This is a genomic window from Marinifilum fragile (assembly GCF_963677365.1).
Classification (GTDB): Bacteria; Bacteroidota; Bacteroidia; order Bacteroidales; family Marinifilaceae; genus Marinifilum; species Marinifilum fragile.
The window spans coordinates 3,227,898-3,246,967 of sequence record NZ_OY781962.1 but is presented as its reverse complement, the minus strand read 5'-3'; the positions used below and the strand labels follow the sequence as shown (position 1 = coordinate 3,246,967).

The 19,070-nt window shown below is 35.8% G+C and carries 15 protein-coding genes; 11 read left to right on the top strand and 4 right to left on the bottom strand.

Translation table 11 applies throughout. The features are described 5' to 3' along the window. The 11 genes from ACKPCA_RS12890 to ACKPCA_RS12840 are packed head-to-tail and all read left to right on the top strand — an operon-like array spanning position 1 to position 12,797. Positions 1-1,458, top strand: a complete 1,458-nt coding sequence (locus tag ACKPCA_RS12890) for a UDP-N-acetylmuramoyl-L-alanyl-D-glutamate--2,6-diaminopimelate ligase (protein ID WP_321279456.1) — start codon at positions 1-3, stop codon at positions 1,456-1,458. Between the two features lie 2 nt (positions 1,459-1,460). Further along, positions 1,461-2,714 (top strand): phospho-N-acetylmuramoyl-pentapeptide-transferase, encoded by a 1,254-nt coding sequence (gene mraY, locus ACKPCA_RS12885; RefSeq protein WP_321279455.1) that lies wholly within the window; start codon positions 1,461-1,463, stop codon positions 2,712-2,714. Between the two features lie 5 nt (positions 2,715-2,719). Next, positions 2,720-4,057, top strand: coding sequence for a UDP-N-acetylmuramoyl-L-alanine--D-glutamate ligase (gene murD, locus ACKPCA_RS12880; protein WP_321279454.1), 1,338 nt, complete (start codon positions 2,720-2,722; stop codon positions 4,055-4,057). A gap of 13 nt (positions 4,058-4,070) precedes the next feature. Next, positions 4,071-5,261, top strand: a complete 1,191-nt coding sequence (locus tag ACKPCA_RS12875; protein ID WP_321279453.1) for an FtsW/RodA/SpoVE family cell cycle protein — start codon at positions 4,071-4,073, stop codon at positions 5,259-5,261. Continuing rightward, positions 5,262-6,344 carry an undecaprenyldiphospho-muramoylpentapeptide beta-N-acetylglucosaminyltransferase gene (gene murG, locus ACKPCA_RS12870; RefSeq protein ID WP_321282604.1) on the top strand — a complete coding sequence of 361 codons (1,083 nt, stop codon included), beginning with the start codon at positions 5,262-5,264 and terminating at the stop codon, positions 6,342-6,344. Position 6,345: 1 nt separating this feature from the next. Further along, entirely contained in the window at positions 6,346-7,713 is a 1,368-nt protein-coding gene (murC, locus tag ACKPCA_RS12865) for a UDP-N-acetylmuramate--L-alanine ligase (RefSeq protein WP_321279452.1), read from the top strand. A gap of 1 nt (position 7,714) precedes the next feature. Further along, entirely contained in the window at positions 7,715-8,446 is a 732-nt protein-coding gene (locus ACKPCA_RS12860; protein ID WP_321279451.1) for a cell division protein FtsQ/DivIB, read from the top strand. Between the two features lies 1 nt (position 8,447). Further along, a complete protein-coding gene (gene ftsA / locus ACKPCA_RS12855; RefSeq protein WP_321279450.1) occupies positions 8,448-9,710 on the top strand; it encodes a cell division protein FtsA in 1,263 nt (420 codons plus the stop codon). A 32-nt stretch (positions 9,711-9,742) separates the two neighbouring features. After that, on the top strand, positions 9,743-11,047 hold the full coding sequence (ftsZ, locus tag ACKPCA_RS12850) for a cell division protein FtsZ (RefSeq protein WP_321279449.1): 1,305 nt from the start codon (positions 9,743-9,745) through the stop codon (positions 11,045-11,047). 54 nt (positions 11,048-11,101) lie between these two features. Continuing rightward, positions 11,102-12,325 (top strand): cell division protein FtsZ, encoded by a 1,224-nt coding sequence (gene ftsZ / locus ACKPCA_RS12845; protein ID WP_321279448.1) that lies wholly within the window; start codon positions 11,102-11,104, stop codon positions 12,323-12,325. A 25-nt stretch (positions 12,326-12,350) separates the two neighbouring features. Continuing rightward, the gene (locus tag ACKPCA_RS12840; protein WP_054718731.1) at positions 12,351-12,797 is read left to right on the top strand and encodes a GatB/YqeY domain-containing protein; all 447 of its coding nucleotides are present in this window, start codon (positions 12,351-12,353) and stop codon (positions 12,795-12,797) included. Between the two features lie 444 nt (positions 12,798-13,241). On the opposite strand, the gene ACKPCA_RS12835 is transcribed toward ACKPCA_RS12840, so the two are convergent. The 4 genes from ACKPCA_RS12835 to ACKPCA_RS12820 form a co-directional block, all read right to left on the bottom strand. Then, the gene (locus ACKPCA_RS12835) at positions 13,242-15,365 is read right to left on the bottom strand and encodes a peptidylprolyl isomerase (RefSeq protein ID WP_321279447.1); all 2,124 of its coding nucleotides are present in this window, start codon (positions 15,363-15,365) and stop codon (positions 13,242-13,244) included. Between the two features lie 234 nt (positions 15,366-15,599). After that, complete coding sequence (locus ACKPCA_RS12830; RefSeq protein ID WP_321279446.1) at positions 15,600-16,859, bottom strand: hemolysin family protein; 1,260 nt, start codon at positions 16,857-16,859, stop codon at positions 15,600-15,602. Positions 16,860-17,113: 254 nt separating this feature from the next. Continuing rightward, positions 17,114-17,692 (bottom strand): LPS export ABC transporter periplasmic protein LptC, encoded by a 579-nt coding sequence (gene lptC / locus ACKPCA_RS12825; RefSeq protein ID WP_321279445.1) that lies wholly within the window; start codon positions 17,690-17,692, stop codon positions 17,114-17,116. Further along, on the bottom strand, positions 17,685-19,025 hold the full coding sequence (locus tag ACKPCA_RS12820) for a tetratricopeptide repeat protein (RefSeq protein ID WP_321279444.1): 1,341 nt from the start codon (positions 19,023-19,025) through the stop codon (positions 17,685-17,687). Before ACKPCA_RS12820 ends, lptC begins: the two co-directional genes overlap by 8 nt. Positions 19,026-19,070: the final 45 nt, after the last annotated feature.

The following is a 19,070-nucleotide window of genomic DNA, read 5'->3' as shown; positions in this document are numbered from 1 at the left end:
ATGAGTGTGAAGATAAATGAACTGTTTAGTTCGGTTAAAATAGAAAGCCTAAAAGGGATGAGTGATGTTGAAATCAACAACATTCATTTTGATTCCCGAAAGGTTGAGGAAGGAGATCTTTTTGTAGCTTGCAGAGGAACAGTGAGTGATGGACACCAGTATATTGCATCAGTGGAAGAGAAAGGTGCAAAAGTTATTGTTTGTGAAGAATTACCAGAAGTTACAAATTCTGAAACTACCTATATCATTGTAGAAGATTCATTGGCTGTGTTGTCTGAATTGGCGCATAATTACTATGGAAAACCAACACATGATATTCAACTGGTTGGTGTAACAGGTACAAATGGGAAAACAACAATTGCAACATTGTTGTATCGACTTTTCAAAAAGTTAGGGTACAAAGTAGGATTGTTATCAACGGTAAGAAACTGTGTAGATGAGAAAGAGATTGTAGCTACTCATACCACTCCAGATCCATTACAATTAAATGCATTACTTGCAGATATGGTTGCTGAAGGGTGTGAATTCTGTTTTATGGAAGTAAGCTCACATGCAATCGATCAAAAACGCATTGGTGCATTGCAATATAAAGGAGGTATATTTACCAATATTACCCATGATCATTTGGATTATCACAAAACATTTGATGCGTACCTGAAAGTGAAGAAGCGCTTTTTTGATGATTTAGGTAAAACATCCTTTGCCATAACAAATGCTGATGATAAGAACGGTAAGTTAATGCTGCAAAATACAAAAGCACATAAGTTTTTGTATTCATCGCGTTCTTTTGCAGATTTTAGATGTAAGATTTTGGAAAAGCATTTTACTGGAATGCTATTGGAGATTGATGGAGTGGAAACATGGACCAATTTTATTGGAGATTTCAATGCTCATAACCTGTTGGCTGTTTATGCAGCTGCTCGATTGTTGAATCAGGATAAGGAAGAAGTACTTCGCGGAATTAGTGAACTGACTTCAGTGGATGGAAGATTTGAGAGCATCATATCTCCGGAAGGAGTAATGGCTATTGTTGATTATGCACATACACCAGATGCATTGAAAAATGTCTTAGAAACCATAGAAGCATTAAGAACCAGAAATGAGCAGGTGATTACTGTTGTTGGGTGTGGAGGTGATAGAGATAAAACCAAGCGACCAATAATGGCAAAAATCAGTGCGAACTTAAGTGATAAGATAATTTTGACTTCTGATAACCCGAGGTCGGAAGATCCAGATCAGATCATTTCTGATATGAAAGAAGGGGTTGGTGCAAGTGATCTGAGAAAAGTTTTAGCAATTACCGATAGAAAAGAGGCCATTCGTACAGCTTGCATGTTGGCACAAAAAGGAGATATCATCCTGGTAGCTGGAAAAGGTCACGAGGATTATCAGGAAATAAAAGGAGTGAAACATCATTTTGATGATAAAGAAGTAATACAAGAAATTTTTAAACTGTAGGTATGTTTTATTATTTGTTCAGATATTTAAATCAGTTAGATTTTCCAGGTGCTGGAATGTTCGATTACATTTCGTTTCGTGCGTCAATGGCAATTATGTTGTCCTTGTTTATATCAACGGTATTTGGGAAGAAAATTATTTTATTACTTCAAAAACAACAAATCGGTGAAATCGTTCGTGATTTGGGTCTTGCTGGTCAGCTTGAGAAAAAAGGTACTCCTACGATGGGAGGAATTATCATTATCATTTCGATTCTGATTCCTGTTCTACTTTTTGCAAAACTAGAGAACACCTATATCATTTTAATGGTAATTACAACTGTTTGGCTTGGTTTTATTGGTTTTGTTGATGACTACATTAAAGTTTTTAAGAAAGACAAAGAAGGATTAAAAGGGAGGTTCAAGGTTGCGGGGCAGATAGGACTTGGGTTAATTGTTGGCCTTACTCTTTATTTGAGCGATGATGTTGTTATTCGTGAAAAGGCTAGTATTGAAGATATTGGCGTAAAGACTGAATTGGTAGATGAAGGGTTTACTACGGAGAAACCTGGTGTTACAAGACTTACTACAGATGTAAAATCGACAAAAACCACCATCCCATTTTTTAAAAATAATGAGTTTGATTATGAATATTTGGTAAGTTTTGCAGGGGAGCATGCACCTAAGTTGGCATGGTTGGTATTTATCATCATTACCATTTTTATTGTTACTGCCGTTTCAAATGGAGCAAATATTACAGATGGATTGGATGGTTTAGCAACTGGTTCATCTGCAATTATTGGTGCTACACTTGGGATTCTGGCTTATGTGTCTGGTCATGTTGTTTATGCTGATTATTTGAATATCATGTATATCCCAAATTCGGGTGAGTTGGTGGTGTTTATTGCTGCATTTATTGGAGCTACCATTGGTTTCATGTGGTACAATTCATTTCCGGCACAGGTGTTCATGGGCGATACGGGAAGTTTGGCTTTGGGTGGAATTATTGCAGTGTTTGCTATTATCATTCATAAAGAATTGTTGATTCCTATCTTATGTGGAATCTTCTTGGTAGAGAATATTTCAGTAATGATGCAGGTTTCATGGTTTAAATATACCAAGAAGAAATTTGGAGAAGGTCGAAGGATATTTAGAATGGCTCCATTGCATCATCACTATCAAATGAAGGGATATCCAGAGCCAAAAATTGTAACTCGCTTTTGGATTATCGGAATTTTCCTTGCGGTAATCACAATAGTAACACTTAAAATTCGCTAATGTTTATGGCAGGAAGAATTGTGATATTAGGTGCAGGCGAGAGTGGAGTTGGAGCTGCAGTTCTTGCTCAGACAAAAGGATTCGATGTGTTTGTATCTGATCTTGGAAAAATCAGTGATAAGTACAAAAAAGCTCTTCAAGAGTATAAAATTGATTTCGAGGAGGGAAAACATAGCGAAGATAAAATCCTTTCGGCTAGCGAGGTTGTGAAAAGCCCTGGAATTCCAGATACGGCACCTTTAATTATTAGGCTGAAGGGAAAAAGCATTCCTGTTATCTCAGAAATAGAATTTGCAGGAAGATACACTAATGCGAAGATGATTTGCATTACTGGAAGTAATGGAAAAACCACTACAACTTTAATGCTTTATCATATGCTGAAAAAAGCTGGTTTAAATGTTGGTTTGGCTGGTAATGTTGGCGAAAGTTTGGCTTGGCAGGTTGCTGAGAAAAATTTTGATTACTATGTGGTTGAATTGAGCAGTTTTCAATTGGATGGAATGTATCAGTTCAAAGCGGATATTGCAATATTATTAAATATTACACCTGATCATTTAGATCGGTACGATTATAAAATGCAGAACTATGTCGATTCGAAGTTTCGCATTACGCAAAACCTTACAGAAAGTGATGCTTTTGTGTATTGTTGCGATGATGAAATCATTCGCAGCGAAATGGAGAATTGGAACTCTAAAGCTCAACTATTTCCTTTTTCAGTTAAAAAAGAACTGAAAGTAGGAGGATGGCTTGAGAACGAATTGTTAACAATTGATTGTAAAGAATACAAAATATCTATGGATAAAAAGGATTTATCATTACCTGGGATACACAACGTATATAATTCATTGGCATCAGGAATTGCCGGAAGTGTATTAGGCATTAGAAAAGATGTAATACGTGAGAGTTTAAGCGATTTTCAGGGTGTAAATCACCGATTGGAAAAAATTGTAAAAGTGCGAGGTATTCAATTTATCAATGATTCGAAAGCTACAAACATTAATTCAACCTGGTATGCTTTGGAAAGTATGGAAGATCCAGTAGTTTGGATTGTTGGTGGTGTTGATAAAGGAAATGATTACTCAGTACTTTTTGATTTGGTTGATGAAAAAGTGAAGGCAATTGTATGCTTAGGTATTGATAATGAGAAAATTCATAAAGCTTTTGATGGAAGAGTTGAGACAATTGTTGATGCAGATTCAATGGAAAAGGCTGTGAAATTATCCTATGAATTAGCTAGTAAAGATGAGGTGGTCTTGTTATCACCGGCTTGTGCAAGCTTCGATTTGTTTAAATCATATGAAGACAGAGGAGATCAATTTAAAGAAGAAGTAAGAAATCTATAACAAGGAATAGTTTATGCAGAACTGGCTGGCAAGAATATGGAACTGGGTTAAGAATCCTAAACTAAGAGGCGATAGAGTAATTTGGATTGTCATTTTGCTTTTGTCTTTGGTTTCGTTGCTGGTGGTGTATAGCTCAACTGGGACTTTGGCTTATAAAGTTCGTGGGGGAAACACATCTTATTTTTTGATAAAACAATTGGTTTTGCTGGGTGGATGTTTTGTGATCATGTACTTTGTACATGCCATGCCACACCGCTATTATTCCAGTTTTGCAAATATTATTCTAATAATATCTGTTGGAATGCTAATACTGGCCAAACTAATTGGTACGAATTTGAATGATGCTTCCCGATGGATTACAATTCCCGGTATTGGATTTAATTTTCAACCCTCGGAATTGGCAAAGCTGGCTTTAATATTACATGTTTCAAGGACTTTATCGAGGTTTCAGGGAAAGTTAGGGTGTAGTAAAGAAGCTTTTATTCAGCTAATTATTCCAATAGGAATAGTTTGTTTGCTGATATTTTTAGATGACTTTTCTACCTCTGTATTATTAGGAGGTATCTGTTATATTTTGATGTTTATAGGTCGTGTAGCTTATAAATATTTGTTTGGCAGTATTGCTGCAGTTTTGCTGGTTTTGGTATTGTTGATTGCATTGGCTCCGGTAATTCCTAGTTTGGGACGTGTTCAAACAGTTCGTAGCAGAATCGAGAATTTCTTCGATGAAGAACGAAGCATAAACAACAATCAAAACTACCAGGTTGAACAAGCAAAAATTGCAGTGGTTTCGGGTGGTATTTTTGGTAAAATGCCTGGCAATAGTACACAGCGAAATTTTTTACCACATCCATATTCCGATTTTATTTATGCCATTATACTCGAGGAAATGGGATGGGTTGGAGGATTTGGAATTCTTGTCTTATATCTGTTTTTACTGTATCGGGCCGGAATAATAGTTAGGAAATGTAGTAGAACATTTCCCGCATTTTTGGTGATAGGTTTAACCTTAAGTATCGTTTTTCAGGCTTTAACAAATATGGCTGTTTCGGTGAATTTAATTCCTGTAACAGGTCAGCCATTGCCTTTGGTCAGTATGGGAGGAACCTCCTTGATATTTACAAGTGCTGCTCTCGGTATGATATTAAGTATCAGTAATTGGGCAAACGAAGAAGAAAAAAGATTGAATGAAGCAGAAAATTAAATAATAGTTAGCGGAGGAGGAACCGGAGGACATATCTATCCGGCCATTTCTATTGCCAATGCCTTAAAGCAGAAGCATCAGGATTGTGAAATTTTGTTTGTGGGTGCCGAAGGTAAAATGGAAATGGAAAAAGTTCCTGCCGCTGGATACGATATTGTAGGGTTGCCAATTCGTGGCTTACAGCGAAGTTTTTCAAAAGAGAATTTGAAGTTTTTCTCGCGCTTATTGAAAAGCATTTGGAAGGCAAAGGCCATTGTAAAAGGATTTAAGCCCGATGCTGTAGTTGGAGTAGGTGGTTATGCCAGTGGTCCATTGTTGCATGTGGCTGCAAAATTGGGTGTGCCAGCCTTAATTCAAGAACAAAATTCTTATGCTGGAATTACCAATAAACTTTTGGCCAAGAAGGCTCAAAAAATATGTGTTGCCTACGAAGGGATGGATCGATTCTTTCCCAAAGAGAAGATTGTGATGACAGGGAATCCTGTTCGTAAGGATTTGATGGAAATTGAATCGAAAAGAGAGGAAGCCTTAAAGCATTTTGACTTGAAGTCTGATAAAAAAACAATTTTGATTGTTGGGGGAAGTTTGGGCGCAAGAACAATAAACAATAGTGTTTTAAATTCACTTGATGCCATTTCTCAATCAGGAGTTCAGGTGATTTGGCAAACTGGTAAGTTTTATATAGAAAAAGTGAAGGCGGAACTGGATAATTGGGATTTGCCTAATTTAAAGGTTACTGATTTTTTGAGCCGTATGGATTTGGCTTATGCAGCTGCAGATATTGTAATTTCAAGAGCCGGAGCAGGAACCATTTCTGAATTGTGCTTGGTGGAGAAAGCATGTATTTTGGTGCCTTCACCTAATGTATCGGAAGATCACCAAACCAAAAATGCTATGGCATTGGTAAATAAAGATGCAGCTGTGATGGTGAAAGATATAGAGGCCGAAGAGAATTTAATTCCACAGGCATTGGAATTGATAGATGATAAAGAAAAATGTGCACGCTTGGCTAAGAACTGTAAGTTATTGGCCAAACCAGATGCAGCAGATGATATAGCAGAACACATTTTAGCAATGATTTAATATGAAGTTAGAAGATTTTAAAAATATTTATTTCGTTGGTATCGGTGGAATTGGTATGAGTGCAATTGCACGCTATTTTCATTCCATTGGCAAGAATGTGTTTGGATATGATAGAACATCTACCAAACTAACAGGTGAACTGATTGAAGAAGGTATTAATATTACTTTCGAAGATGATTTGGATACAATACCAAATGAATTTCTGAATAAGGAAAATACTTTGGTTGTATTTACACCTGCCATTCCAAAAGATCATCAGCAATTGAGTTATTTCAGATTGAATAGTTTTACCATCATGAAACGATCTCAGGTTCTAGGTTTGCTTTCAGATGATTTAAATGGAATTGGCATTGCAGGTACTCATGGAAAAACTACGGTTTCAACTATAACAGCTCATATTTTTAACAAGTCAAAAATGGGTTGTAATGCTTTTTTAGGAGGGATATCAAGAAACTATCAATCTAATCTTTTAGTGAGCAAAGATAGTCCATGGGTAATTCTGGAAGCCGACGAGTTTGATCGATCTTTTTTACAATTACATCCTAAAATTGCATTGATTACATCAATGGATGCTGATCATTTGGATATTTACGGCGATAAATCAGAATTGGTAAAGAGTTTTCAGGAATATGCCGGTCAAATAAAGCAGGATGGAATTTTGGTGTATAAAAAAGGTTTACATCTTGAAAATGTTGAAGTTGAAAAGTATACCTATTCACTCAATGAAGTAGCAGACTATTATGCCAAAAATTTAACACTTGTCGAAGGATTCTACCAGTTTGATTTGGTTCATCCGCAAGGAGTATTTGAAAAGTTAAAATTCTCTTATCCAGGGAAGATTAATGTAGAAAATGCAATAGGTGCTTGTAGTGTTGCTATTCTTGGTGGAGTAAAGGAAGATGAAATCAGATCTGCATTATCCTCATTTGAAGGGGTTAGAAGAAGATTCGATTATCAAATCAGAAAGGATAATTTGGTTTTTATTGATGATTATGCACATCATCCAAAGGAACTGAAAGAAAGCATATCATCAGTTAGAGATATTTACCCAAATAAGAAAATAACAGGAGTTTTTCAGCCGCATTTATATACCAGAACCAGGGATTTTGCAGAAGGATTTGCAAAAAGTTTAAGCCTTTTGGATGAAGTAATCTTGTTGGATATTTATCCTGCAAGAGAATTACCAATTGAAGGCGTAAACTCCAGAATGATCATGAAAAATATTACAGTTCCTGTGCGTATTTGTACAAAAGAGGAATTGATTGATTTGCTGAAACAAAAGGATTTGGAAGTGCTTTTAACTTTAGGGGCTGGAGATATAGATAAGCTGGTAGAACCAATTAAAAATATGTTGATAGAAAAACAATAACATGCTTAGAAAAATTACTGTCATATTAATTTGGGTATCATTGCTGGGATATTTATTGGTAAGCTTCTCGTTTGTAGGCGAGAAAAGAGATGCCATTGTCCTAAATGATATAAAAGTTAAGGTGAAAGATAGTGTAGACAGTGGTTTTGTAAGTAATAAAGATGTAGAGACAATTGTAAAAAAGCAGTATCCAGATTGGGAAGGAAACTCTGTTTATGCGATAAATAAGGAAGTTTTGGAGGATAAGATCAATCAGGTTCCATATGTGAAAAAGTCGGAGGTTTATTCTTCACTTTCGGGAAATCTGATTGTTGAAATTCATCAGAGAAACCCTATTGTTCGTATTTTACAGGGAAGAGGATATTATATTGATGAGGAAGGAAAGAAAATGCCATTATCCCCTAAATTTACATCAAGGGTTTTGGTGGTTTCGGGGGCAGTAAATGAGCAGTTGATAAAAGAAGAGCTTTTTGATTTGGTAAAATTTATTACAAATGATGAATTTTGGAAGTCGCAAATAACTCAAATACATGTAACCCGTGAGAAAGAGTATGTTTTAGTACCTCGCGTTGGAGCACATAAAATTGAGTTGGGAAGCATTGAAAATTATCAGAAGAAATTCAAAAAATTGTATGCTTTGTACACCGATGGATTTGCAAAAACCGGGTGGAACAGATACAAAGGAATCAACCTGAAATACGAAAATCAGGTGGTTTGTACAAAAAAGAACTAGAATGGTTGGGACGAATAATATAATAGCCGCAATTGATATAGGAACAACAAAAATTGTTGCCATACTTGGAGAGGTTTCAGATGACGGAAAACTTACCATATTGGGTATGGAACGCACTGTTTCTAAAGGTGTAAAGCGTGGAGTAATTCATGATATTGAACTTACAATCGAGGCTATTAATGAAGCTGTAGCTCGTTTGAAAGAAAAAACCAATAAGGAAATTTCTAAAGTTTATGTAGGAATTGCCGGACAGCATATTCGTATAGTTAAAGAGAGGAAATTTAAGTATATAGAGAATTCGGTTGAAGAAATTACTAAGGAAGATATAGAACAAATTACCAATGAGAACTACAAGCATCCTGTTGAAATTGGTGAGCAAATCTTACATGTAATTCCTCAAGAATTTGTTGTTGATAAAGAGGTTGGCATTAAGAACCCTCTTGGAATGGCAGGACGAAGGTTAGATGGTCATTTCAATATTATAATTGGGAGAACTGCTTCCGCCAGAAACATCGAAAAATGTGTTCGCGAAGTTGGATTGGATGTAGAAGAATTGGTTCTGGAACCTTTGGCTTCATCCTTGGCAGTTCTAACCAAGGAAGAGAAAGAGGCTGGTGTTGTACTTGTCGATATAGGTGGTGGAACCACGGATGTAACCGTTTATTTTGATGGCGTTTTAAAGCATGCTTCGGTCATTCCTTTTGGTGGAGATCATGTAACCAGAGATATAAAAGAGGCATGTTCGGTACTTTTAAGACAGGCCGAGGCATTAAAAGTGCAGTTTGGTGAAGCTGTGGCTGATATGACTTCAGATGATAAAGTAGTTACTATTCCTGCTGGCGGAGGATGGGACGAGAAAGACATATCTTTTAAGTTTCTTGCGCAAATTATTCAGTGTAGAATGGAGGAAATCATTGATTCAGTTAAGTTTCAGGTTGAATCAACAGGTTTAAAAGATAAAATTGGAGCTGGAATTGTGTTAACCGGGGGAGGAAGTTTACTAACCAATCTGAATGTTTTAACACAACAAAGAACGAATTTGGATGTAAGAATAGGATTCCCTAGAAATTCAAAAGTTAATTTTGATGAGAATATTGATCATCCAATGTATTCAACCTCTATTGGTCTTTTATTAAAAGGCATGGAAAAACCCAAAACAAAGCCTGTGGAAAAGACCGATTTAAATGGAAATAGACCAAAAAAGAAAAGAGGAATAACAGCATTCCTAGGATCTTTATTTGATACCCATGATGTGGATATGTAAAAAACTTATTGTAACCCTAATACTGTGAGATCATGATTGACGAATTATTACCGGTTGATTTTGAACCAAAAGAAAAATCCATAATTAAAGTAATTGGTGTCGGTGGCGGAGGAGGAAACGCCGTCAATCACATGCTAAGAGAAGGAATTACAGGGGTTGATTTTGTAGTTTGTAATACTGATTCACAAGCACTCGAAAATAGTCCTGTCCCAATTAAAGTTCAGTTGGGAAAATCGCTAACCGAAGGAAGAGGAGCAGGAAATAAACCTGAACGTGGTAGAGAGTCTGCAATCGAAAGTTTAGATGATATTAATAAGGTTTTGAGTGAAAAAACTAAAATGGTTTTTGTAACTGCTGGTATGGGTGGAGGAACCGGTACCGGTGCTGCACCTATTATTGCGGAAGCTGCTCGCCAACAAGATGTGCTTACGGTAGGAATTGTTACAATACCTTTTAGATTTGAAGGAAAGAAAAGAATTCAACAGGCTTTGGAAGGAATTGAAAACCTTGAAAAGCATGTTGATGCATTGTTGATTATTAACAATGAAAAGTTGAGGTTAATGTATGGAGATTTAAAACTTTCTGAAGCATTTGCCGAAGCTGATAATGTCCTTTCAGTAGCTGCAAAAAGTATCGCTGAAATTATAACTGTTGCTGGATACGTAAATGTCGATTTTGCTGATGTTGAAACAGTAATGAGAAATAGTGGTGTGGCTGTAATGGGATCCGCTAAGGCTTCGGGGCCTGATAGATCAATTCGAGCTATCGAAGAAGCTTTAACATCACCTCTTTTAAATAGCAATAATATTGTTGGAGCTCGAAATATTCTTTTGAATATTATTTCGGGTGATGAAGAAGTTACCATGCAGGAGGTGAGTCAGATTACCGATTATGTGCAGGATGTTGTTGGAGATGATGTGAGTGTAATCTGGGGAAATGGTTACAATGAGAAAATGGGAGACGAATTAAGCGTTACCATCATTGCAACTGGATTTTCAGAAAATCCTATTCCAGAATTGATGATTGAACCAAGAAAAAGAGCTGAGGATGCTCCTAAATTGGAATTAATCATTGAAAATCCGGCTGCGGAAGAAGAAAAAGCAGCTGCAAAAAGAAGAGAAGAAATTCAGCGTCGCGAGGAATTAATGCGTAAACGCTCTGAGGAAGAAAAAGAGGAAATTTTTGAAGTGAAAAGAAATGTCAAACCAGAGTCTATTCCAAATTCTCAGAATGAAATTAAGGAAGTAGAGGATGATGAGGAAGAACAGGATAGCTTAAATGGTTGGTTTAAGAAAAGTTTCTCAAATATATTTGATAACAAGGATACTCCTATGTAGGCTCAATAATTTGATATTGTGATTATAAATTCGGAGAGATTAGAAGTATAAAAAATGGCAGAAGATTTAATTGATTTTAGCTTACCCGAGAATGAATCATCAATTATAAAGGTAATTGGTGTTGGCGGAGGTGGTGGTAATGCTGTAAATTACATGTTTCAGCAAGGAATTAAGGATGTAGATTTCGTAATTTGCAATACCGATGCACAGGCTTTGGAGAATAGTGAAATACCTGTTAAAATTCAATTGGGCGAATCGTTAACTGAAGGTAGAGGAGCCGGAAATAAACCTGAACGAGGAGCACAATCGGCTATTGAAAATATTGATGATGTTAATGAAGTATTAGCCGATAATACCAAAATGGTTTTCATTACTGCCGGAATGGGTGGAGGAACCGGAACAGGAGCTGCTCCAGTAATTGCCAAAGCTGCAAAAGAACAAGGAATTTTGACAGTAGGGATTGTAACCATTCCTTTCCGTTTTGAAGGTCGTCAAAGGTTGAATCAAGCAATTGAGGGGATTAATAAATTAAAAGAAAATGTAGACTCATTATTGGTGATTAATAATGAGAAATTGAGTGAAATATACGGAGATTTAAAGCTTTCAACTGCCTTTGCCAAAGCAGATGATGTATTGGCAACAGCAGCCAAAGGAATTGCCGAAATTATTACCTTACATGGATACATTAACGTGGATTTCGAAGATGTAAAAACGGTAATGACTGATAGTGGTGTGGCTGTTATGGGATCAGCCTCGGCAGAAGGTGAAGACCGATCAGTAAATGCCATTCGAGAAGCATTAACATCTCCTTTATTGAATAGCAACGATGTTCGTGGAGCTCGAAATATTCTTTTGAATATTAGCTCTGGAGAAGAGGAAGTTACCATGGACGAGGTTGGTGAAATTACGGATTACGTTCAGGAAGCGGTTGGCGACAGCGCATCTATTATTTGGGGAACAGGTCAGGATTTAGCATTAGGAAAGAAAGTATCTGTTACCATTATTGCCACAGGATTTGAAAATGGTGGAATAACTGAGGAAATTGAAAAACCAAAAGCGACTGCATTTAGAGGTGGAAGAGGTACAGCTCAGCAAACTAAAATGTCGTTGGAAGAGGAACCAGTAGTTGAGGAAAAAAAGGTGGTTCTAACGGATTTAAAGGATGCAGAAATTGATGAGTTGGAAAGTATTCCTGCATACAAACGCAAACAACAGAAACTAGATCAAAAACGTTATCATTCAGGAAATGTGATTAAATTTACTCTGGATGATGAATAAACGAATTTTGATAAAATAAAATATTATGAGCTTACTTGAACAAATTAATGCAGATATGAAATCTGCAATGAAAGCAAAAGAAAAAGATAAGTTACAGGCAATAAGATCTGCAAAAACTGCTCTTACACTTGAAATGACTAAAACAGGAGCTTCGGAAATTGAAGATGCGGCAGCTGTTAAGATCATTCAGAAGTTGGTGAAGCAACGTAAAGATGCGGCTGATACCTATAAGGAGGGTGGAAGAGAAGATTTGGCTGATACGGAATTGCTTGAAATGAGTTTCCTTGAAGTGTATCTGCCAGCTCAAATGAACGATGAGGAATTGACTGCAGCAGTTCAAAAAATTATTGCTGATACAGGAGCTTCATCAATGAAAGAAATGGGAAAAGTAATGGGAATGGCTACAAAACAATTGGCAGGTAAAGCCGATGGTAAAGCCGTTGCTGATAAGGTAAAAGCTTTACTTTCGTAAATTCTTTTATTGTACGATATTGAAAAGAGTTGTCATTTGTTGACAGCTCTTTTTTTGTGGAATGAACTTTTAACATCTATAAAGAGCAATTTATTCATTGTTGACGATATGATTTATGCGTAAATGTGCATCTTGCTTATGGTTGATGATATGATTTGCGGGTAAATGTGCTCACTGTTGATCGTTGATGAATGGATTTATCGGTAAAAGCACTAGTTTTTTCCGTTGACGATATGATTTACGCATAAATGTACATCTTGTCTCTGATTAATGATATGATTTACGGATAAATGTACGTGTACTAACCCTGGGTGAATAGCTTCATCAGCTTCATTACTTAAATAAAGATTCTGTGGGGTGTTAGTCATTATTACCGTATCAGCATCTAATAAAAAAAGCGAGATGAATGAATCACCTCGCTTTTTCTTATGTGTTTACTATGGTCTAGTAAAACTTATATCTTTTATCAACAACATTAGCATTTTCTCTTAATGCCTGGAATGCTTGATAGTTTGTACGATATTGGTATCCTTGCTCTAATCTTGCTTTGAAAGCTTCAACAGTATCATCAGTAACTTCATCACTTGTTTCATTGGTAACTAATACCATGTAAACGCCTTGGTTACCTTCAATTGGAGAAGAAATTTTTCCTTTTTCAAGAAGAGAAGCAGTACTGATTACATTTGGCTCAATACCTGCACCAGGAATCTGGAATGAAGAGAAGCTAACACCAGTTGCATTCTTTACTTCTAGGTTTTCTTTTTGAGCAACAGATAGAAGCGATTGTGCTCCTTGGCTATTTTTCTTCAATTCAGCAATCATTTGTTCAGCTTTCTTCTCTTTTCTAATCTCGCGTTTAATAGTAGAAGCTACATCATTAATGTTTGCGAAACCTTCTTCTTTGATACTAGAAAGAACTGCAACTACAAATTTATCACCAAATTCGAATACTGCTGACTGTTCATTGTTCATCAAAACACTTTCCATATCATCAGTTTGGTATGCTGCTCTAACCAATTCTCTTGAGTTTTCAAGACCAGGAATGTTCTTGGTATCTCTTCTTAGGTTAGCAGTTCTTCTTTGTAAGTTTTGCTCAGATACAGCTTTTAAGAAAGATTCTTTGCTTAGGTTGTTACCAGCAAATGTACGAGCTTTAGCGTAAGCAGCCTGAATTGTTTTGTTACTTGCTTCAACTTTACGATCAACAATGGCCAACTGTACTTTCTTTACATCTTTTCCTTTGTTGGTTACTTGTAAAACGTGAGCTCCAAATTGAGTTAGAACAACTTTGATTTCGTTTCTTTTTGAATCGAAAGCTGCTTCACTAAATGGAAGAACCATTTTACCTTGTGTGAACCAACCAAGATCACCACCGTTAATAGCTGATCCTTGATCATCTGAATTAGCTTTTGCTAAATCATCGAAACGAGCACCTTTTTCAAGTAATGACTTTAAGCTGTCTGCTTTCGCTTGTGCAGCAACATAATCTCCATTTATTGGACGAATTAAGATGTGACGAGCTTTAACAGAATCAGGAAGCATTTTAATTTCGTTAATCTTAGCCAATTTGTATGAATCACCTTCTGAGTATACATTACTAACATCACCTTTTTTGCCTGAGAATGCAAACTCTGCTAATTCAGCATTTGTAATGTCTTCTTTTTTCAAATAGAAAGGGTTGAAATCGGTATCAGCATTTAACTCTACAAATTGAGCATTGTTGGTTTCAGCAGCAAAATCTGATTTTAAATCAGCAACCGAATTTTCAGTAGCTTTATAATCATCAGTCGAAGGCTCAACCAAGAATGGAACGTAATCAATTCTTCTTGATTCAGTTTGTTCGAATAATTCTTTGTGTTCGTTGTAGTACTCTTTAATTTCAGAATCGCTTACAGTAATTGTACTATCTGGAATTAAGTTGTAATTTTTAACGATATAGTTGATATCTACTTTTTTGCTTCCTTTGGTAGCTAGATCTTTAACCATTGCATTTGGCATGTACAAACCTTTTTGGATTAAAGCATTGTACTTGGTTAAAGTTCTCTGAGTAGTCATTGCATTTTCGATGTTCAACCAATAGTTTTTTTGTGGAGTTCCCTTAGGAGCGTTAATTAACTGTTGAAGAGTTGCAACTACTTGTTCTTTGTTAAAAGTTCCGTCTTGACCTTGGAACATTTGACGAATTGTAGGATCGATATTTCTACCTTGAACCATGTCGAATAATTCATCAGAAGTTACTGAAATTCCTAATTCATCATATTCAACATTCATTACCATTTCTTGAACCATTTGCTGCCAAGTCTGTTCTCTTAATCTATCCATTTGTTCTGATGGAATTGAAGATTGACCAGACATCATTTTAGCTACTTCAATATTATGGTTGAATCGATTCTGAAAGTCACGAATATTTACTGATTCACCTGCAATTTCTGCCATTTCATTTCGTGAATTCGTCAATAAGGAACCACCCGATTTTAGAGCGTCACCAGCAATAAATGCGAACAAAGCTCCCCCAATGATGATCCCAATAAACACACCACGGTTTCTTATTTTCTGTAATGTTGCCATCGAAAAAGATTTAAATATTTCTTAATTAGGCTACGAATATACAAAAAAATGGGAAATGATTGCTTTTTATGGCTATCAGTTTGGCGTCTTTTATAGTAAAGTAAAAATTACTTGATGAATGTTTGAAGATTGATGTTCAGATGAGGAGTTTTCAGGCAAATATTAATTGCTAATAGCAATGATGATTTATGGGTAGGTTTTGAGTCTAATATTCAGTGAATGAGAAATAAAGAACTAATCGATAATGGTTAATTTAATTTTCTCAACCCTGGTATTACTCACTTCTACAATCTTAAAATTAAAGTTCTCAATTCTGATGGTTTCGTTGTACTTAGGTATACTTTCGTGATTAAATAGAATGAATCCATTCAAGGTTTCAAAATCTTCCGATTCAGGAAGGTTTAAATCATATTTGTCATTCAGGTAATCGATCTCTAATCGACCTGAGAAAATAAATTCATTCTCGGATAATACTTCTTCCTCTAGGTCGATATTATCATGTTCATCTTCAATTTCACCAAATATCTCTTCCATGATATCCTCGATAGTAACCATACCTGCAGTACCGCCAAATTCATCAACAACTACGGCAATGCTTTTCTGTTCCTTGGTAAACAGGTTAAGCAGTTTATGCGCAGCCATAGTTTCCGGCACAAAAATAATTCGACTTAAAGCAGATTTAATACTTTGTGGTTTTTTAAATATTACCGATGAATGAACGTAGCCAATAATGTTATCAATGGAGTCCTTGTAAATCAAAATTCTTGAGTAGCCTGTTTCAATGAACCTCTGAGTTAATTCTTCAAGTGTACCATTTAATTCCATGGCCTCTATTTCATTCCTAGGAACGATACATTCACGCAGTTTAACCTTCGAAAAATCCAGTGCATTTCGAAAAATCTTGATATCATGCAATTCATCTTCAGCAATGGCTTGAGTGTCCTGTCCTTCCTGCACCAAGTGATCTAGGTCAATTTTACCAAAAGCTTGTGTTTCCTCGTCTTCGGTAATTTTGGTTTTGAATAGTTTGTGAATAATATTCTTTGATAGCATCATGGTTATCATAGTAACCGGATAAAACAAGATGTAAAAGAACATTACAGGTAAGGCAAAAAGATTCAATGCAAAATTAGGGTTCAGCCTAAATAATGTTTTTGGAATAAACTCTGCTGTCACCAAAATCAAAATGGTCGAGATTATTGTTTGAATGGTTAAAACCAATGATTCAGAATCAACCCAAAGCTGGATTGAAGGTTCAAGTATTTTTGCCATAACAATACCATATACTACAAGTGCAATGTTGTTACCAACCAGCATGGTACTTATGTAGTGACCAGGATATCGGGAAAAGATAGATATAATTCGCGACGAAACCGTATTTTTACTTCTATCCAACTCCATGCGCAATTTGTTGGCAGCAATAAAGGCAATCTCCATTCCTGAAAAAAAGGCGGAAAGAGCAAGCATGGCAAAAATGATGATCAGATCATTCATTTACTTTTGGGATTGGTTTTTCTCTCGGGTTCGTCTAAGATATCTACGCGAAGTATACATTAAAGCTGCTAATATTGCTATAACGTACAATAAAATATTTTCGGGGAAATTGGTTTGCATTGTTCTGTATACGGCAAGGCTAGCACTGGCAATCATTACAATCAGCCAAACAATCTCTAATACTAATGGTAGTTTTTGATTCACTTTAATCAGGTTTTGTTGTATGCAAGATAATAAGCTTTATTGATTATTGCTTATTTTTTGTCCTCAAAATATACTTTTCCTGAGCCTTGTGTCATTCGTAATTCATTCATGTCTTCATCGGTTGAAAAGCTGGAACCTTCTAGAACTTGACCATCAGAGGTTATAATTCTGGTGTACTGATTTGAATAAATTAACTGTTTGGTGTGATCCCAAAACATAAGTTCAGAACTAATTGTTTTTCCGTCTGCACTTTTAGCAACCACATTATTTCTTAACTCCCAAAGTTCATCCTTAGGGTAATGCTTTGCATAGTTGGCTTTAATTTCCCATGCTACACTTTCATCTTTATCATACGAAATGATCTTGCCTCCTTTGGGGAATTCTTGAAGCATTCCTTTTTCTTCCGAATCTGTTTCAATAAATTCTATAGCAAAAGCTCGGTATTGAATTTTTGTTGAATCGGTGAAAATAAATTCAACCTCTTTGCCTTGTTGCAAAGGAAGATTTTGGTTGGTTGTAAGACTCTGCACCTCTTTCATGCTGTTCTCACAAGACAAAAGCATTGCAATCCCCGAAAGGATTACAATGCTTTTGATAATATTGTATTTATTTTTTGGCGTACTATTCATTAAGTCTAGCCTTTGTAGTTTCGTTAATCCAATCTCCAATTTTTACAACGTCACCGTTCTTAATTCCTTCAAAGAAAGCTTCCTCTTTTCCAGGAAAATGTCTTGAGTAATCAGAGATAAGTTTTTGAGCATCTGCAGCGCATTCTGGATCAATAGCTTTTGCTTTTTTAAATTTATCCACAGCAACCCAAAATACTTTTTTATGATCAAGATCAGACGAACCATACTTTTGACTGTATGAAGCATATGTTTTACCAATTAAAATATATGGCAATCCCCAATTTTGTTTCAAACCAGCAGCTTTTAAAGCATTTGATTTAGAGGCGCTTAATTGACCTTGAAGAAATTGAATAGAAGCTAGTTTATAATGTAAGTCAGCTTTGATTTCAGCATCTTCTTCCAATTCGATAGCTTGTTCTAAGTAATCTTTACTCTTACCAAACTCTTTTTTCTTGATAAACATTTTAGCCAAGTTGTGAGCAGCATCAGCATTTGGTTCTAATTCATATTTTCTTTCAGCAACCATTGCGTATAAAGCACCATCTTCACATTCCTGACGATTCAACATACGAAGGATTTTGTTGATCAAAACCATATCATCTTTGTGAGCCTCAAATTTAGCTGTAAAGATATTGCTTAATGTTTCGCAGTCAGCAACACCAGCATTAAAGAAAATTTGCTCTACATTTTTACGAGCATTTTCAAGGTTTTCTTTTGTCTTTTCGCTGGTTTCAGCATCAATTTGTTTTTTAGCCATGTCCATGAAAAGAAGATAGTTATCGATTACTTCTTCTGGTTCAATTTCACCAGCTTTAACAAGTACACCAGATGCTTCCATTGTATTATTAATTACTGTAGCTTCTGATTCTAGTTGCTGCATTTCGATAGATTTCTTCAAAATGCTGTAAGCTTCTTTCATTGCGGCGATATTACTCTTCTTGTTGTAGGTAAACATATCACCACCTTTACGACCTAGAATCCATCCTTCAGGATATTTACGATCTTTTCCAAAATATTTGATACGCTGATCGTAAACCATCATCAAAGTGTCGAGATACTTTGGGTTTTTGGTTTTACGTAGCATACCACGCATAATTGTAACACCTTTGATATAAGTTGTCTTTTGGAAAGCTGGAGCATTATTGTAAACGTATCTCCAACCTTTAAGAGCTTCTTCGTAATTTTTTTGCTTCACCATCTCAACATACAGAGAGGCGTTTAAAACAGTCTGGGCACTATCCAATCCATATTTTGATTCCAAAGTCTGTGCCTTAAGGGTAAACATACTTGAAAGCAAAAGAACCACAGTTGCTATTGTAAATCTTGTTTTCATGTTACTAAATTTTTTATAATCAAGTTTATTTGTTGCAAAACTATA